Origin of the sequence: Arthrobacter cupressi, assembly GCF_900099975.1 — a bacterium.
GTDB lineage: Bacteria > Actinomycetota > Actinomycetes > Actinomycetales > Micrococcaceae > Arthrobacter > Arthrobacter cupressi.
Window position 1 is genome coordinate 1 of sequence record NZ_FNEI01000021.1, and the last position, 15,936, is coordinate 15,936.

Sequence of the window (15,936 nt, forward strand, 5' to 3'; positions counted from 1 at the left end):
GAGACCGTCAACGATGTCCCGCCACAGCAGTCAACTATCACCCGTCAACGATGTCCCGCCACAGGTGTAAACGATGTCCTGAAATCACACACCTCCCGGGGCGCTTTTGTGGTGTAACGAAAAAAACATAGGCACCCCCGGTCTTCGGACCGGGGGTGTTTTCCTGTGGTTGCGGACTGGTCCTCCACAGCGCGGGATTTTCCGCTCGCTGTCCACATACGGGGACCGGTGCCTGCCAAGGCCTCAAAGCCGGCGTGATGCTGGAGGAGCCGTACAGGCTTGCCAACCACGTTAGGACGCATCATGAACGACATCATCACTATCCGTGGCTTCGTTGCCTCGGACGTCAAGAGTTCCACCACGCCGGGCGGAACCGCCACCGCCTCCTTCAGGATCGGGTCCACCGAGCGGCGCTTCGACCGCGCCAACAACGTATGGATCGACGGAAACACCAACTGGTTCACAGTCCAGAGTTACAGGCACCTTGCCGGACATGTGGGCTGCAGCATCAAGAAGGGCCAGCGCGTCATTGTCCTGGGCAAACTCAAGCTCCGGCAATGGGAACGCGACGGCCGCATCTACCACGTGGCGGAGATCGACGCCGAGTCCGTGGGGCATGACCTTATGTGGGGTTCCGCGAACTTCACCCGCATGGCAAGCAATTCGGCCCAGCCCCAGGCCCCGGCTCCCGCCGGCTCGGAGCAGGCGGCCGGTAACCCATGGCCCGAGGGCTCCGGCGACAACGAGCCTCCGCTTCCGGAAGACGACGAGGAGGGCAGCAACGGGGACCCCGGCGGGAGCCTGCAGGTCCTCCCGGGCGGCGACAACGGCGACGACGCCCTGGTGGACACTGCGACGGGGGAACTCCTGGATGCCTCTGCATAAGCCCGTGCGGGAGGACCTGCGCCGTCCGGTCCTCCCGGCACAGCCTTCCCCTGCGATTGGCTCCGAATGTGAGTTCTGACCTGCCACCCATTAGATTTAAGGGCATGGCGGAATTCATTTACACGATGACCAAGGCCCGCAAGGCCGTTGGTGACAAACTTATCCTGGACGATGTCAGCATGTCGTTCTTCCCCGGTGCGAAGATCGGCGTCGTCGGCCCCAACGGTGCCGGTAAGTCCACGATCCTGAAGATCATGGCGGGGCTCGACACCCCCTCCAACGGCGAGGCCCGACTCAGCCCCGGTTACTCCGTGGGCATCCTCCTGCAGGAGCCGCCCCTGAACGAGGAAAAGACCGTCCTGGGCAATGTCCAGGAAGGCGTCGGCGAGATCTACGGCAAGATCCAGCGGTTCAACGAAATCTCCGAAGAGATGGCCAACCCTGACGCGGACTACGACACCCTGCTCGACGAAATGGGCAAGCTCCAGGAGGCCATCGACGCCGCCGACGCGTGGGACATCGACTCCCAGCTGGAGCAGGCCATGGACGCGCTGCGCTGCCCGCCGGGCGATTCCGACGTCACGGTGCTCTCCGGTGGTGAGCGCCGCCGCGTGGCGCTCTGCAAGCTCCTGCTGCAGAAGCCGGACCTGCTGCTGCTCGACGAACCTACCAACCACCTCGACGCCGAAAGCGTGCTCTGGCTCGAACAGCACCTTTCCAGCTACCCGGGCGCTGTTCTCGCCATCACCCACGACCGGTACTTCCTCGACCACGTCGCGGAATGGATCTGTGAAGTGGACCGCGGCCGGCTGTACCCGTACGAAGGCAACTACTCCACCTACCTGGAGAAGAAGCGCGCCCGCTTGGAAATCCAGGGCAAGAAGGACGCCAAGCAGGCCAAGCGCCTCAGCGAAGAACTCGAGTGGGTCCGCTCCAACGCCAAGGGCCGCCAGACCAAGTCCAAGGCGCGTCTGGCACGTTACGAGGAAATGGCAGCCGAAGCCGAACGCACGCGCAAGCTCGACTTCGAAGAGATCCAGATCCCGCCGGGACCGCGCCTGGGCAGCATGGTCATCGAAGCCACCGACCTGAAGAAGGGCTTCGACGACCGCGTCCTGATCGAGGACCTGTCCTTCTCCCTGCCCCGCAACGGCATCGTCGGCGTCATCGGCCCCAACGGCGTGGGCAAGTCCACCCTCTTCAAGACGATCGTCGGGCTGGAACCGCTGGACGGCGGCAACCTGAAGATCGGCGAGTCCGTCAAGATTTCCTACGTGGACCAGTCCCGTGGCGGCATCGACCCCAACAAGACCCTTTGGGAGGTCGTCTCGGACGGCCTGGACCACATCCAGGTTGGCCAGGTCGAAATGCCGTCGCGCGCCTACGTCTCGGCGTTCGGCTTCAAGGGCCCGGACCAGCAAAAGAAGGCCGGGGTGCTCTCCGGCGGTGAGCGCAACCGGTTGAACCTCGCCCTCACTCTCAAGCAGGGCGGCAACCTGCTGCTCCTCGACGAACCCACCAACGACCTCGACGTCGAAACCCTGAGCAGCCTGGAAAACGCGCTGCTCGACTTCCCGGGCTGCGCCGTGGTCGTCTCCCACGACCGCTGGTTCCTGGACCGTGTGGCGACCCACATCCTCGCCTACGAGGGCGACGACGAGAACCCCTCCAAGTGGTACTGGTTCGAAGGCAACTTCGAGTCCTACGAGGAGAACAAGATCGAACGGCTGGGCCCCGACGCCGCCAAGCCGCACCGGGTCACGCACCGCAAGCTGACCCGCGACTAACACCGCCAAACACCGGAAGGCCGGCCCCTCGGGGCCGGCCTTCCGGTGTTAGCCGCTGTTGCTCGGCACGCCGGCTACTCGGGAAGCCGGAGCATGCCCTCCTGCGCCACGGTGGCGACGTGTACGCCGTCGCGGTTGAAGATCTTCCCGGTGGACAGTCCGCGGGCACCCTGGGCGCTGGGGGACTCCTGGACGTAGAGCAGCCACTCGTCCACCCGCACCGGCCGATGCCACCACATTGCATGGTCCAGGCTCGCGACGCTCATCCCCGGAGTCATCCAGCTCAGGCCGTTCCCCCGCAGGATGGGTTCCAGGATCGTGTAATCGCTCGCGTACGCAAGGGCAGCCCGGTGGAAGTCCGGGTCGTCCGGCATGGGGCCCAGGGTCTTCATCCAGACCGCGTTCCTGGCCACGTTCTCTTTCGGGGGCTCCACATACAGCGCCGAGTCGACATGCCGCACGTCGAAGGGCCGTTCGAAGGACATGTGGCGGGCCAGCGGATGGTCGTACTTCCGCAGCAGGTCCGCCGTGCTCGGCAGGCTCTCCGGGTCGGGGATGCCCTCGGGCATGGCCGACTGGTGTTCAACACCCTCGGCGTCGGTCTGGAACGACGCGATCATGGACAGGATCGGCTGCCCGTTCTGGTAGGCGTGCACGCGCCGTGCGGAAAAGGAGCGGCCGTCGCGCAGGCGCTGCACACCGAAGGTGATCGGCTGGTTGGCGTCGCCGGGACGCAGGAAGTAACCGTGCATCGAATGGACCACCCGGTCTTCGTCGACGGTCCGCATGCCGGCGATGAGCGACTGCGCCAGGACTTGCCCGCCGAACACCCGGTGCCGCGGCTGTTTCTGCGATGGTCCAAGGAAGATGTCCTCGTCCGTCCGGGCGCCGTCGAAATCGGCCAGGGAAAGCAAGTCAATGAGGGTGGCTGTGGGGTCCTCGGGGACGGCCTGATCCACGAGGCCGGCGTGCGCGTCAGTCATGGTTCGACTCTAGTCCCCACCGGCTCCCAAATCCCGCTCTGCGGGATCAGGGTCCCTCGCCGGCGTGGGCCCTCCCGACCTTGCCCCGGGGCGTCTTATTACCGGACTAGCCGGTAGAGTCGTTGGTGTGACTGATGTTCTGACCCGTCCTCTCCGTTTCGCTGATCCCCGGGATCTGGCGGATCTGCGCACCTACGTCACGCGCGCCAAGAGCATCGACGACGGCGCGGTCCGCCTCCAGGCTGCCGGCTCCGTCCTCGCGGCCTATGTGTGTGTCCTCCGCCCCCGGGCGCTCGGCGACGCGACCCCCACCATCCTCGGCCTGCGCACCAGCGCCCTCGCCGAGGAAGCGGAAACGGATGTGACGGTCACCCTCGCCTCGGTGCTGGACCGGTTGGCCCGTTCGGGGACGGATGACGTGGAACTCCCGCTACCGCCGTCGACCGTCTCGGAATCCTGGGCGGGAGTGGGTGCGCCGCGTGGCGGCTGGGAACCGCTGGGCGAGGTCTCCGACGCCGAACTGAAGACAGTTGCCGAAGCAGGCATCGCGGAGGTGGCCGGGGTCGTTCCCGAGCAGGCCGGTGCGCACATGGTGGCCGCCGCCAGGGCAGCTGTCTGGGGCCGTGAGATGCCCGGACACCCTGGCGTGCCCGCAGGCGCGGCCTTCGGGGCCTTCGCTCTAGGCTTCCTGGGAGACGGCGAACACCGGCTCTTCCGCAACGGACGCTGGTTCCGGCTCAGCGGAAGCCGCGGCCACATCCTGGTTCGCGCCGGCGCGGGCCTCGGACTGAACCTCGCCCCGGCCGGTTAGCAAGGCCCCTCCCGTCGCTCCGGGGTGCCCCGGGATTGTACTCATGGTCATGGTCCGATGAAGGCCGGCACGATCCCCTGATCCCCACCGGGGCAGGACCGCACCCGCCCCAGTGGACCCGCCCTACGGCTGTGCAGGGGAGGGGCTGTTCACCATGGTGAGCGCGGCCCGCTCCATGTAGTCCCACAGGGTGCCTTCGTACAGGGCGGGGAGCTGGAGCGCGTCCACGGCCGCCCTCATGTGGAACAGCCAGCGGTCCTTGGCCTCCGGCGTCACCCGGAACGGCATGTGCCGCATCCGCAGGCGGGGGTGCCCGCGTTCCTGGCTGTACGTCGTCGGGCCGCCCCAGTACTGCTCCAGGAACATCAGGAAGCGGCGCTTCGCCGGACCGAGGTCCTCCTCCGGGTACATCGGACGCAGGAGGGGATCGCCCGCCACGCCGTCGTAGAAGACATCGATCAGCTTCACGAAAGTCTCGTGGCCGCCCACGGCGTCATAGAAGCTGTCCGTGTAGGCGGGCTGGCTGAAGGGGTCGTTGCGCATCAGCTGCGGACGGTCGCCGGCCGCTGGGGCCGCGTTGGCCGGGGTCGCGGGGGACTGCTGCCCGTTCGCCGTGTCACTCACTGGATTTCTCCTCCGCGGAACCGATGCCGCCGTTGTCCTTGTCTTCCGCCGGGACATAGTCGCCCTGCGACCGGTTGCCCACGCGCAGGATCTCGCCGTTCCGCAGGTACCAGATGGCGCCGTCTTCGGCGCGGAGCCGGGTGATCCGCAGCCCCACGGATTCAACGGTACCAACCACTTCGGCGGTAACGATCACATCGCCGATCCCGTACTGGTCTTCGATGGTGATAAAGATCCCGGCAAGGAAGTCTCGGATCAACTGCTGGGCGCCAAAACCGATCACCACACCCAGGATTCCCACGCTCGTCAGCAGCGGGGCGATGTCCACGTTGAGGAACTTGAGCACGTAGATGATCACGATCACCGCGACCACCACGCTCAGCACACTGGTCAGCAGCGAGCCGATAGTGTGCGCCCGCTGCGAACGACGTTCGTGGTCCAGCGCGCGGAAGGCCGGTTGCACCCATTTGAAAGGCGCGTTCCGGAAGAAACTGCTCCCTTCGGCGACTCGCTTGGTGATGCGCAGGATGGTGAAACGCAGCACGATCCAGATCACCACGCCGATTCCGACGGTCAGCAGTATGGCCCCTAGGTCAATTTTCGCGGCTTCTTCGGCTGCATCCAGGATCGCGGGGGTGCTTGCGTTCATCGGCAGGGCTGCTCCTCAAGGGTCTGGGGGCGCCGGACGCTGTTCGCCGGGCGCTGAACACTCTGTCCGTCACCAACCCTATCGTCGTAGCGTGACGGCATGCGCATCCTGATCCTTGGTGGTACCGCGTTCCTGTCGGCCGAGCTTGCCCGCCAAGGGCTCGACGCCGGACACGACGTCACGTGCCTGGCGCGCGGCACCGCAGCGGAGCCGCCGTCGGGCGTCCTCTGGGTCAGGGCGGACCGGGAGGCGGGACCCGAAGCCTATGCCGGGCTCGACGGCGGGTGGGACGCCGTCGTCGATGTCACCCGCGATCCGGCCCAGGCCCGCGAGGCGCTGGCGGCACTGGGTTCCCGGAGCGGGCACTGGAGCTTCGTGTCCAGTTGTTCCGTGTATGCCCGCCACGACCAGCCGGGCGCGGATGAAAGTGCGGCGCTCCTTGCGCCGCTGCCGCCGGAGCAAGAGGCGTCGCCGGAGACGTATGGCGAGGCGAAGTCCGCCATCGAAAAGCTGACCATGGACCTGGCAGGGGAGAAGTCCCATATTGTGCGGGCCGGCCTCATCGGCGGCCCGGGAGACAGCAGCGACCGCTACGGCTACTGGCCGGCCAGGCTCGCGCTCGGCGGAGACGCGGTGCTCGTGCCGGACATCCCCGGCGATCCGGTCCAGGTGATCGACGTCCGGGACCTTGCCGCATGGATCCTTTCGGCGGCGGGCAAGGGACTCACCGGGGCTTTCAACGCGGTCGGAGAAGTGGTGCCCTTCGGCGAATACATCGGCGAATGCCGGAAAATTACGGGGACAGCCCCCGAGGTCGTGACGGCAGGTACTGCCTGGCTTGAAAGCCAGGGGGTCAACCCCTGGTCCGGCGAGGATTCGCTGCCGCTGTGGCTTCCGCCGGAGCACGAGGGCTTCATGGCCCGCTCGAATGCTGCAGCCCTCGCACTTGGGCTCCGGCTGCGTCCGTGGCAGGAAACCCTGAGGGACACCCTCGCCGATGAGCTGGCCAGGGGATTGCACCGGCCCCGGAAGGCCGGGCTTCGGCCGGAAACCGAAAAGAAGCTGCTGGCTAGTCTTCGGCCTGCGTGACCGGTTCGTGGAGCACCGGGAAATTCACGCTGCGGGCGATAAAGCAGAGCTGGTTCGCCGTGTGGTGGAGTTCGTCCATCAGGGGAAGGTGCTCTGCGCCCGCTACGGTGACCCGGGGCTTGAGCGTCACGCTTTCGAACTGCCCGCTGCCGTCCCGGTTGGTGCGCATCAGGCCTTCGGCTTCATCGATGTAGCGTGTCACCACCACGCCGTTCATCACCGCTACGTGCAGGAAGGACAGCATGTGGCATTGGGAAAGCGCGGCGAGGAGCAGTTGCTCGGGGTTGTATCTGGTGCGGTCGCCGCGGAAGGTGGGGTCCGAGGAGCCTTTGAGCACCGGGAGGCCCGGGATTTCGACGTCGTGGTCCCGGGAGTAGCCCCGGTAGCTTGAAGTGCCCTCGCCCAAGTTTCCGGTCCATCGGACGGTGAGTGCGTAGCGGTGTTCGTCCAGGCTCATGGGCACAGTCTAAACGGCTGCGCCTCCCGTCCGGCCGGAAGGCCGGGACGGGAGGCGCAGGAGCACGCGGGACGGCCTAGATGTCCGCGGCCCGGGCGCGCAGGGCGCGGGCCACGCCGTCGCGGTTCTCGAGCATCATGCGGCGCAGTGCGGCGCTATCCTCCGGCAGGGATTCCAGGAACGCGTCAGTGCGGTCCACGGTGTCCTGCGTGGTGAGCTGAGCCGGATACAGGCCCACGATGATCTGCTGGGCCAGGGCGTGCGTGCGCTTGGCGAAGATATCCGGGACGGCGTCGAAGTACTTCTCGGCGTACGGTTCCAGCAGGGCGGTGTCCAGCACCCGGACGAAGCCGGCGACGGCGGAGCCCTGCAGTGCGTTGGACAGCTCGCCGGTGACCACGATCTTCTCCCACGCGGCGGCCTTGGCCTCGGGGGTCGGCAGTGCCGCCGTCGCCAGGGCCGCGGCGTTCTGGCCGTTGGAGGTGTGGTCGCGTTCGAGCTCGGCGTCGATGCGTGCCTGGTCTGCACGGCCGCCGACCACCAGGGAGGTCAGCAGTTCCCAGCGCAGGTCCTGGTCGACGGTGAGGCCTTCGAGTGAACCGGCGCCATCCAGCAGCCCCTGGACAGTGTCCAGCTGGCTTCCGCTGCGGGCAAGCAGGGCGAAGGACTTCACGAACTGCAGCTGGGCGTCGGACCCTGCCGCTACCGAGGACGCCAGGTCCCACAGCCGGTCAGCGGCGGCTTCGGCAGTGGCGTCCTTGTGCCCGGCGGCAACGTAGAAGTTCAGGGTCGTGGCGAGCTGGCGGAGCTGGGTCTGGATCACCGAGGAGTCGGTCTCAGCGGCGATGTTGGCCAGGATCAGTTCGACGTAGCCGCGGGCCGGGGTCTCGCCGTCGCGGGCTGCATCCCAGGCCGAGCCCCACACGAGCGTCCGTGGCAGGCTGGAGGCGAAGTCCTTCAGGTGCGCCGTCGCGCCGGCCAGGGATGCGGGGTCGAGTCGGACCTTCGCGTAGGCGAGGTCGTCGTCGTTGAGTAGGATCAGCGCCGGCCGCTTCCTGCCCAGCAGGGCCGGAACCTCCGTGGCCGGCCCGTCGACGTCGAGCTCCTCGCGGTGCACCCGCTCGAGCTTGCCGGCGTCGGACAGTTCGTAGAACCCGACGGCGAGGCGGTGCGGGCGCAAAACGGGCTGCTCTGCGATCGCGGTCTGCCGGATCGAGAACGAGGTGATCACGCCGTCGTCGTCCACCTCGATCTCAGGGGAGAGGGTGTTGACGCCCGCGGTCTCGAGCCAGAGCTTGCCCCACTGGTCCAGCTCGCGGCCGCTGGCCGCCTCCAGTTCGACCATGAGGTCGGACAGCTCGGTGTTCTTCCAGGCATGTTTTTTGAAGTACTCGCGGACGCCGGCCATGAACTGTTCCGGACCGACCCAGGCAACGAGCTGGCGGAGCACCGACGCGCCCTTGGCGTAGGTGATGCCGTCGAAATTGACCTCCACGTCCTGCAGGTCGTTGATATCCGCGAAGATCGGGTGCGTGGTGGGCAGCTGGTCCTGCCGGTACGCCCAGGACTTCTCCACGGAGGCGAAGGTGGTCCACGCGTGGTCGAAGGCGGTGTTCTCGACGGCGGCCAGGTGGGACATGTACTCGGCAAAGGATTCGTTGAGCCAGAGGTCGTTCCACCAGCGCATCGTCACCAGGTCGCCGAACCACATGTGCGCGAGCTCGTGCAGGACCGTGATGGCCCGCCGCTCCACCTGGGCTTCGGCCACCTTGCCGCGGAAGACGTAGCCCTCCAGGATGGTCACCGCACCGGCGTTCTCCATGGCGCCGGCGTTGAATTCGGGAACAAACAGCTGGTCGTATTTCTCGAACGGGTAAGGGAAGCCGAACTGGGCCTCGAAGAACTCAAAGCCCTGGCGGGTCAGTTCGAAGATGTTCTCCGCGTCGAGGTACTGCATGAGGGATTTGCGGGCGAAAACGCCGAGCGGGATCACCCTGCCGTCGGCGCTCGCCACTTCGCTGCGCACGGACTGGTAGGGCCCGGCGATCAGCGCGGTGACATACGAGGACAGCCGCGGGGTGGGGGCGAAGCTCCACACCGAGCGGGCCTCCCCGCTTTCGCCGGGGGCTGCTTCGGCGGGCAGCGGCGTGGGGGAGTTGGAGATGACATCCCAGTGCGACGGCGCCGTGACCGTGAACGCGAACGTGGCCTTCAGGTCCGGCTGTTCGAAGACGGCGAACATCCGGCGGGAATCCGGCACCTCGAACTGGGTGTAGAGGTAGACCTCGCCGTCCACGGGGTCCACGAAGCGGTGCAGGCCTTCGCCCGTGTTCATGTAAGGAGCGTCCGCCACGACCGTGAGTTCGTTCTCCGCGGCCAGGTCAGGCAGCTGGATCCGCACGCCGTCGGACACATCCCCCGGATCCAGGTCCCTGCCGTTCAGCGTGACGCTGTGCACCTTGTCGGTGATGGCGTCGATGAACGTGGACGAACCCGGTTCGGCGGTGAATTTCACCACCGTGGTCGAACCGAAGACCTTCGCGCCCTTCGTCAGGTCGAGGGCGACGTGATAGGACTCGACGGCGAGCAGTTCCGCGCGCTCCGCGGCTTCGGCGCGGGTGAGGTTCAGGCCTGGCAAGGGGTGCCTCCAAGAAGTGGTGTGCAGAAAAGCCGGACCGGCCGAGCCGGTTCCGGCGCTGTGAAATTATTCTTTCATTTCTTTCCCGCTTGGCAAGGAGCGTCACAAAGTGTCGCGGGCCGGGAGTAGCGTTAAGCCATGGGCAAGCTGCGCGATTCTCTCGATTTCCGGGCGCTGCGTTTTGCGGTGGCGTTCCCCGTCCTCCTGGCCGCAGCGTTCGTGGTCTGTGCCCTCATGCTCCGTCCTGACCTTCCGGACCCATTGGCCATCACCTGGAACGCCGACGGCGGCAGCAACTTTGCGCCCTTTGCCGCCTATGTGGCGGGCGGGACTTCCCTGATGGTCCTGGCGGGTTGGCTGGTCTTCCTGCAGGCGGTGCCTATTTCCCGGCCGGTCATCATGCGGCGGCTGATGATGGGGCTCGGCCTGATGGTGAGTCTCTTCATCACCGCCGTGCTCGCCGCCGGGCTGGTGGGCCAGGCCGGGCTGACGGACGCCCGCAGTTCCCACGTCGATGCCATCGTGCTGGCACTCGGTGCAGGCGCCGCACTGTCCCTCGGGGTGGTGATGGTGTTCGCCTTCAAGCCCGATCCGCGGTGGACCACGGAGGACGACGCCGCCCTCGAAGCCGAACGCGTCCTGCGTGAAGATCCCGGGCTGGCCGATGACTCCCTGAAGCTCTGGGTCCATGCGCGAAGTTCGGTGTTCGTCATGATCTGTGTGGCCGCGGTGTTTCCCGCGATGCTGATCTCGGTGGCGGTCCCGTGGCTCGGGGCATTGGTGTTCGGGATCGCCGTCCTGGGGGCCTGCTTCCTCTTCGTCCGGGTCAAGGCGGACCGGGGCGGACTCGAGGTCTTTCTTGCCGGCGTGCTTCGCGTGCTCAGGGTGCCTGCCGTGGACATCGCCGCCGCCACGCCCGCTGACGTCAAGGCCGCCGACTTCGGCGGCTGGGGCTTGCGGCACCACGGCGCTGCCACGGCCATGCTCGTCAGCAGCGGACCCGCCGTCGTCGTGCGGCAACTCAACGGACGGCAGCTCGCGCTGAGCGCGGGCAGCCCGGCCACCGCCGACCGGCTTGCCGGCTTGCTGAACAGGGTGGCCGACCGCGCGCACGGGCAGTGAACGCCGCGACTTAAAGCGCGCCCGGCCGGGGTCCCTAGTACCCTAGTACCGCATCCCCTCACCGCCGCGGCCCGGCTAATGCCGTCCCGCGCCCCAGACCGAACGGACTTCCAGTGACCACACCCCGCGTCCACATTGCCACGGATCATGCCGGCATGGAGCTCAGCGCCCACCTTGTCAGCCACCTCACGGCCAAGGGCTACGAGGTGGTTGACCACGGCCCCAAGGTGTACGACGCCCTGGACGACTACCCCTCCTTCTGCATCAACGCCGCACGGGCTGTCGTCGCGGACCAGGAAGCCGGCGTCCACGCCCTCGGCATCGTCCTGGGCGGCTCCGGCAATGGCGAGCAGATTGCCGCGAACAAGGTCAAGGGCGTGCGCGCGGCCCTGGCGTGGAACGAGTCCACCGCCAAGCTGGCCCGCGAACACAATGACGCCAATGTGATCGCCGTCGGCGGACGCCAGCACAGCGTCGAGGAAGCCACCAAGCTGATCGAGTTCTTCCTTGAGGAGCCCTTCAGCAACGACGAACGCCATGTCCGCCGCATCGGCAAGATCGCCACGTACGAGACCACCGGCGAAATCGTCGAATAGTGCCGGAAGGGCATTCGGTCCACCGGCTGGCACGCCAGTTCCAGGACGTCTTCGGCGGCAGCGCCCTGCGGGTTTCGAGCCCGCAGGGCCGCTTCGCTGCGGGCGCGGCGCTGCTGGACGGGCAATGCCTGCTTGAAGCCACCGCGCACGGCAAGCAGCTCTTCCTTCGTTTCGCCAACGGTCTCTACCTGCACGTCCACCTCGGCCTCTACGGGGCGTGGGACTTCGGTGGCGACGACACCTTCCGCGGATCCTCCAGCATCGGAGCGCCGCGCCGGATCGGCGAACGGGAGTCCGGATCAGTGGAGAACTCCGGAAGTTACTCCGGGCCGCCCGAACCCGTCGGCGCCGTGCGCGTCCGGCTTGTCTCCGCCCACGGCTGGGCCGATCTGCGCGGCGCCAGCACCTGCGCGGCCATCACGGGAGAGGAAGCCCGCGCCGCCCGCGCGAAGCTCGGCCCGGATCCGTTGCACCTGGCGCCGGGGGACAGGGAAGAATTCATCGCGCGGCTGCTTCGCCGCAAGACCGCCGTCGGCCTGCTGCTCATGGACCAGTCGGTGCTGGCGGGCGTCGGCAACATCTACCGGGCCGAGGTCCTGTTCCGGCAGGGCATCGATCCCTGGACTCCGGGAAACACGCTCAGCGTGGAGTCGGCCGGCCTCCTGTGGGACGACACCGTTGCCGCTATGTCCGACGGCGTCCGGGACGGCCGGATCATTACGACGCCGGCAGCCTTGTGGAGCGGGGGTGATGCCGGTCCGCTCGACGGCGAGGCGCACTACGTCTACCAGCGTGCCGGGCAGGAGTGCCGGCGTTGCGGTGCCGCGGTTGCGCTGACCGAGATCGGCGCCCGCAAGCTGTACTGGTGTCCTGGCTGCCAAAACTAGGCTGACGGAGCAAAAAGAAAGGGCCCCTCGCTGGAGGGGCCCTTTCTTGTATCGGAGGGGACGACGGGAATCGAACCCGCGTAATCAGTTTGGAAGACTGAGGCTCTACCATTGAGCTACGTCCCCGGAGTAGTGCAGGATTGATACGTCCGTGCATTTCCCGGCGGCTGTTCAAGCCGGATATAACTAAACCCAATTCAGGTGCCAAGTGTCAAATGTGCAAACTGGCGATTCTTGGCCGTAGACTGTCCTGTGCACTCACGGGGTGTAGCTCAGCTTGGCTAGAGCGCCTGCTTTGGGAGCAGGAAGTCGCAGGTTCAAATCCTGTCACCCCGACTCTGTGAGTCTGTTCCGATCCGGGAACGCAGCAGAAACCCATCCCACAAAACCAGGAGTACTTAGACTGTGAAGAGCGCTGTCGAGAACCTCACCGCCACGCGGGTCAAGCTCAATGTTGAGGTTCCGTTTGAAGAACTGAAGCCGAGCATCGATGCCGCTTACAAGACCGTTGCTTCGCAGATCCAGGTTCCCGGGTTCCGCAAGGGCAAGGTTCCCTCCAAGCTGATCGACCAGCGCGTTGGCCGCGGCTACGTCCTGGAGACCGCCATCAACGACGGCCTCAACGGCTGGTACCAGGCCGCCGTGCAGGAAACCGGCGTCCGCCCGCTGAGCCGTCCCGAGGTCGAGATCACCGAGGTTCCGGATCCCTCCTCCACCGACGGTGAACTGAAGTTCCAGGTCGAGGTCGACGTCCGTCCCGAGGTCGAGCTTCCCGACTACGCCGGCATCAAGGTCGAGGTTGCCGCCGCCGAGTCTTCCGACGCCGACGTCGACAAGGCCCTGGACGAGCTCCGCGGCCGTTTCGGCACGCTGAAGTCCGTTGACCGCCCGGCCAAGAACGACGACTTCCTGACCATCGACATCACCGCCGTCATCGACGGCGCCGAGGTTGACTCCGCGTCCGGCCTGTCCTACCAGGTGGGCGCCGGCACCATGCTTGAGGGCCTGGACGAGGCCGTGTCCGGCCTCTCGGCCGACGAAGAGGCAATCTTCGACACCACGCTGGTCGGCGGTGAGCACGCCGGCGAGGCTGCCCAGGTGAAGGTTGTCGTCAAGGCCGTCAAGGAGCGCGAGCTGCCGGAAGCCAACGATGACTTTGCCCAGCTGGCTTCCGAGTTCGACACCCTCGCTGAACTGCGCGAAGACCTCGCCAAGCAGGCTGCTGAGTCCAAGGTCGTCGGCCAGGGCGTCGAGGCTCGCGACAAGGTCCTGGACAAGCTGGTCGAACTGATCGAGGTTCCCGTTCCCGACTCCGTCATCGAAGAGCAGCTCGAGCAGCACTTCAGCCCGGAGAACTCCCACGGCGAGGGCGAGCACGACACCGAAGAGCACCGCGAAGAGGTCAAGGCCAACACCGCCCGCGCCTTCCAGAACGAAATCATCCTGGACGCCATCGCGGACAAGGAAGAGGTCGGAGTCAGCCAGAACGAGCTGATCGACTACATCGTCACCACGGCCAGCCAGTACGGCATGGACCCGAACCAGTTCGCCCAGATCATTGATCAGAGCGGCCAGGTTCCGATGATGGTTTCCGAGGTCCGCCGCCGCAAGGCGCTGGCCGTCGTCCTGGGCCAGGCCGAGGTTGTCGACTCCGAAGGCAACAAGGTGGACCTGAGCGACTTCGTCCGCCCCGCCGGTGAAGTTGCCGAGGCTCCCGCAGCCGAAGAAGCTGAGGAAGCCGGGACCGTCCCCAGCGACGATCCCGCCGCAGTGAAGTTCTAATCTGGCTTCAGCACACCCCCGGATCCGCCGATCCGGGGGTGTGCTTTTTAAGCCCGGATTGCTGCCGAATACCGGCCCGCCGGGCAATCGTGCGCCGTCAGCGAACAGTGCGATTCCGGAGAACAAAACAGCTTCGAAACCGGTTAGTGTCCAAGTAGTGAAGATCAGGGATGGCAACTTCAGCAACGGCCCTGTCACCAGCGAGAGGTAAGTACTTATGTCACAGCACGCAGAGGCGCCCCGGATGGCAACTGTCGATCCGGCAGCCCAGGACAACTACATCTACAACCGTCTGCTGAAAGAGCGCATCATCTGGCTCGGCTCCGAGGTCCGTGACGAGAACGCCAACGCGATCTGCTCCCAGCTCCTCCTGCTCTCCGCCGAGGACCCGGAGAAGGACATCTACCTCTACATCAATTCCCCTGGCGGTTCGGTGACCGCAGGCATGGCCATCTACGACACCATGCAGTTCATCCCGAACGACGTCGTCACTGTTGCCACCGGCCTGGCGGCCTCCATGGGCCAGTTCCTGCTCTCCTCGGGCACCAAGGGCAAGCGCTACGCCACCCCCAACGCCCGCATCCTGATGCACCAGCCTTCGGGCGGCATCGGCGGCACCGCCTCGGACATCAAGATCCAGGCCGAGCTCATCCTGCACATGAAGAAGGTCATGGCGGAGCTGACCGCGGACCAGACCGGCCAGACCGTGGATACCATCCTGAAGGACAACGACCGCGACAAGTGGTTCACGGCCACCGAAGCGCTGGAATACGGCTTCTTCGACAAGATTTCGGCCCACGCAGGCTCCGTGGCCGGTGGGGGCGGAACCCAGAATGCCTCCAACTCCGAGAAGTAACCGGCAGCAAGACCCACTGAACACCAGGAGCAATGAAATGAACTACAACTTCGGATGGTCCGCCGGTAATCTCCCGTCCAGCCGCTATGTCCTCCCGCAGTTCGAGGAGCGCACGCCCTACGGCTTCAAGCGCCAGGACCCGTACACCAAGCTCTTCGAAGACCGCATCATCTTCCTCGGCGTACAGGTGGACGACGCCTCGGCTGATGACATCATGGCGCAGTTGCTGGTCCTCGAGTCAACGGACCCGGACCGCGACATCACCTTGTACATCAACTCGCCCGGCGGGTCCTTCACGGCGATGACCGCGATCTACGACACCATGCAGTACATCCGCCCCGAAATCCAGACCGTGTGCCTCGGCCAGGCGGCCAGCGCGGCGGCGGTCCTGCTGGCGGCCGGTACGCCCGGCAAGCGCCTCGCGCTGCCGAACGCCCGCGTGCTGATCCACCAGCCGGCGCTGTCCGGCGGCCAGGGCGGCCAGGCCTCGGACCTTGAGATCCAGGCCGCCGAGGTCATGCGCATGCGGACCTGGCTGGAAGACACGCTGGCCCACCATTCGGGCCGGACGTCCGAGCAGGTCAACAATGACATCGAACGCGACAAGATCCTCACCGCGGCCGAGGCCCAGGATTACGGCCTGATCGACCAGGTCCTCGACTCGCGCAAGATCAAGCCGCAGGCTATCGCCCGCTAGCCAGGCAGCACCGGGACGCCGGTGCGGTCCAAGGAAATATGGACCGCACCGGCGTTCTGTTTCAACCCAAGCA

The 15,936-nt window shown here is 66.2% G+C and carries 15 protein-coding genes and 2 tRNA genes; 11 read left to right on the forward strand and 6 right to left on the reverse strand.

Annotation, left to right across the window (positions count from 1 at the left end; genetic code table 11):
* The first annotated feature begins 303 nt into the window (after positions 1-303).
* Complete coding sequence (locus BLP88_RS17555) at positions 304-885, forward strand: single-stranded DNA-binding protein (RefSeq protein ID WP_074591356.1); 582 nt, start codon at positions 304-306, stop codon at positions 883-885.
* 104 nt (positions 886-989) lie between these two features.
* Entirely contained in the window at positions 990-2,672 is a 1,683-nt protein-coding gene (gene ettA, locus BLP88_RS17560; RefSeq protein ID WP_074591358.1) for an energy-dependent translational throttle protein EttA, read from the forward strand.
* 74 nt (positions 2,673-2,746) lie between these two features.
* Here the strand turns inward: ettA and BLP88_RS17565 are convergent, their stop codons facing one another.
* Positions 2,747-3,655, reverse strand: coding sequence for an acyl-CoA thioesterase (locus tag BLP88_RS17565; protein WP_074591360.1), 909 nt, complete (start codon positions 3,653-3,655; stop codon positions 2,747-2,749).
* A 127-nt stretch (positions 3,656-3,782) separates the two neighbouring features.
* Here BLP88_RS17565 and BLP88_RS17570 point away from each other — a divergent pair, with 127 nt between their 5' ends.
* Entirely contained in the window at positions 3,783-4,466 is a 684-nt protein-coding gene (locus BLP88_RS17570; protein ID WP_074591361.1) for a DUF8185 domain-containing protein, read from the forward strand.
* 123 nt (positions 4,467-4,589) lie between these two features.
* Here BLP88_RS17570 and BLP88_RS17575 read toward each other — a convergent pair whose 3' ends face one another.
* Positions 4,590-5,090, reverse strand: a complete 501-nt coding sequence (locus tag BLP88_RS17575; protein ID WP_074591363.1) for a globin — start codon at positions 5,088-5,090, stop codon at positions 4,590-4,592.
* Positions 5,083-5,739 carry a mechanosensitive ion channel family protein gene (locus BLP88_RS17580; RefSeq protein ID WP_074591365.1) on the reverse strand — a complete coding sequence of 219 codons (657 nt, stop codon included), beginning with the start codon at positions 5,737-5,739 and terminating at the stop codon, positions 5,083-5,085. The genes BLP88_RS17575 and BLP88_RS17580 overlap by 8 nt, the downstream gene beginning before the upstream one ends.
* 99 nt (positions 5,740-5,838) lie before the next feature.
* Between BLP88_RS17580 and BLP88_RS17585 the strand changes: the two genes are divergently transcribed.
* The gene (locus tag BLP88_RS17585; RefSeq protein ID WP_074591367.1) at positions 5,839-6,828 is read left to right on the forward strand and encodes a Rossmann-fold NAD(P)-binding domain-containing protein; all 990 of its coding nucleotides are present in this window, start codon (positions 5,839-5,841) and stop codon (positions 6,826-6,828) included.
* Here BLP88_RS17585 and BLP88_RS17590 read toward each other — a convergent pair.
* The gene (locus BLP88_RS17590) at positions 6,809-7,285 is read right to left on the reverse strand and encodes an OsmC family protein (RefSeq protein WP_074591368.1); all 477 of its coding nucleotides are present in this window, start codon (positions 7,283-7,285) and stop codon (positions 6,809-6,811) included. The two genes, BLP88_RS17585 and BLP88_RS17590, sit on opposite strands and share 20 nt — an antisense overlap.
* A gap of 76 nt (positions 7,286-7,361) precedes the next feature.
* Positions 7,362-9,923: an aminopeptidase N gene (pepN, locus tag BLP88_RS17595; protein ID WP_074591370.1), complete on the reverse strand. Its 2,562-nt coding sequence runs from the start codon at positions 9,921-9,923 to the stop codon at positions 7,362-7,364.
* Positions 9,924-10,061: 138 nt separating this feature from the next.
* On the opposite strand from pepN, the gene BLP88_RS17600 reads away from it, so the two are divergent.
* From BLP88_RS17600 to BLP88_RS17610, 3 genes are all read left to right on the forward strand, one after another.
* Positions 10,062-11,045 carry a hypothetical protein gene (locus tag BLP88_RS17600; RefSeq protein ID WP_074591371.1) on the forward strand — a complete coding sequence of 328 codons (984 nt, stop codon included), beginning with the start codon at positions 10,062-10,064 and terminating at the stop codon, positions 11,043-11,045.
* A gap of 113 nt (positions 11,046-11,158) precedes the next feature.
* On the forward strand, positions 11,159-11,641 hold the full coding sequence (locus tag BLP88_RS17605; protein ID WP_074591373.1) for a ribose-5-phosphate isomerase: 483 nt from the start codon (positions 11,159-11,161) through the stop codon (positions 11,639-11,641).
* Positions 11,641-12,528 (forward strand): Fpg/Nei family DNA glycosylase, encoded by an 888-nt coding sequence (locus tag BLP88_RS17610; RefSeq protein ID WP_074591374.1) that lies wholly within the window; start codon positions 11,641-11,643, stop codon positions 12,526-12,528. Before BLP88_RS17605 ends, BLP88_RS17610 begins: the two co-directional genes overlap by 1 nt.
* Before the next feature lie 55 nt (positions 12,529-12,583).
* On the opposite strand, the gene BLP88_RS17615 is transcribed toward BLP88_RS17610, so the two are convergent.
* Positions 12,584-12,654, reverse strand: a tRNA-Gly gene (locus BLP88_RS17615).
* Positions 12,655-12,789: 135 nt separating this feature from the next.
* Here BLP88_RS17615 and BLP88_RS17620 point away from each other — a divergent pair.
* From BLP88_RS17620 to BLP88_RS17635, 4 genes are all read left to right on the forward strand, one after another.
* Positions 12,790-12,864, forward strand: a tRNA-Pro gene (locus BLP88_RS17620).
* Positions 12,865-12,933: 69 nt separating this feature from the next.
* Positions 12,934-14,310 carry a trigger factor gene (gene tig / locus BLP88_RS17625; RefSeq protein WP_074591376.1) on the forward strand — a complete coding sequence of 459 codons (1,377 nt, stop codon included), beginning with the start codon at positions 12,934-12,936 and terminating at the stop codon, positions 14,308-14,310.
* Between the two features lie 244 nt (positions 14,311-14,554).
* Positions 14,555-15,166, forward strand: a complete 612-nt coding sequence (locus tag BLP88_RS17630) for an ATP-dependent Clp protease proteolytic subunit (protein WP_074591377.1) — start codon at positions 14,555-14,557, stop codon at positions 15,164-15,166.
* 37 nt (positions 15,167-15,203) lie between these two features.
* Entirely contained in the window at positions 15,204-15,863 is a 660-nt protein-coding gene (locus BLP88_RS17635) for an ATP-dependent Clp protease proteolytic subunit (RefSeq protein ID WP_074591379.1), read from the forward strand.
* Positions 15,864-15,936 lie beyond the last annotated feature (73 nt).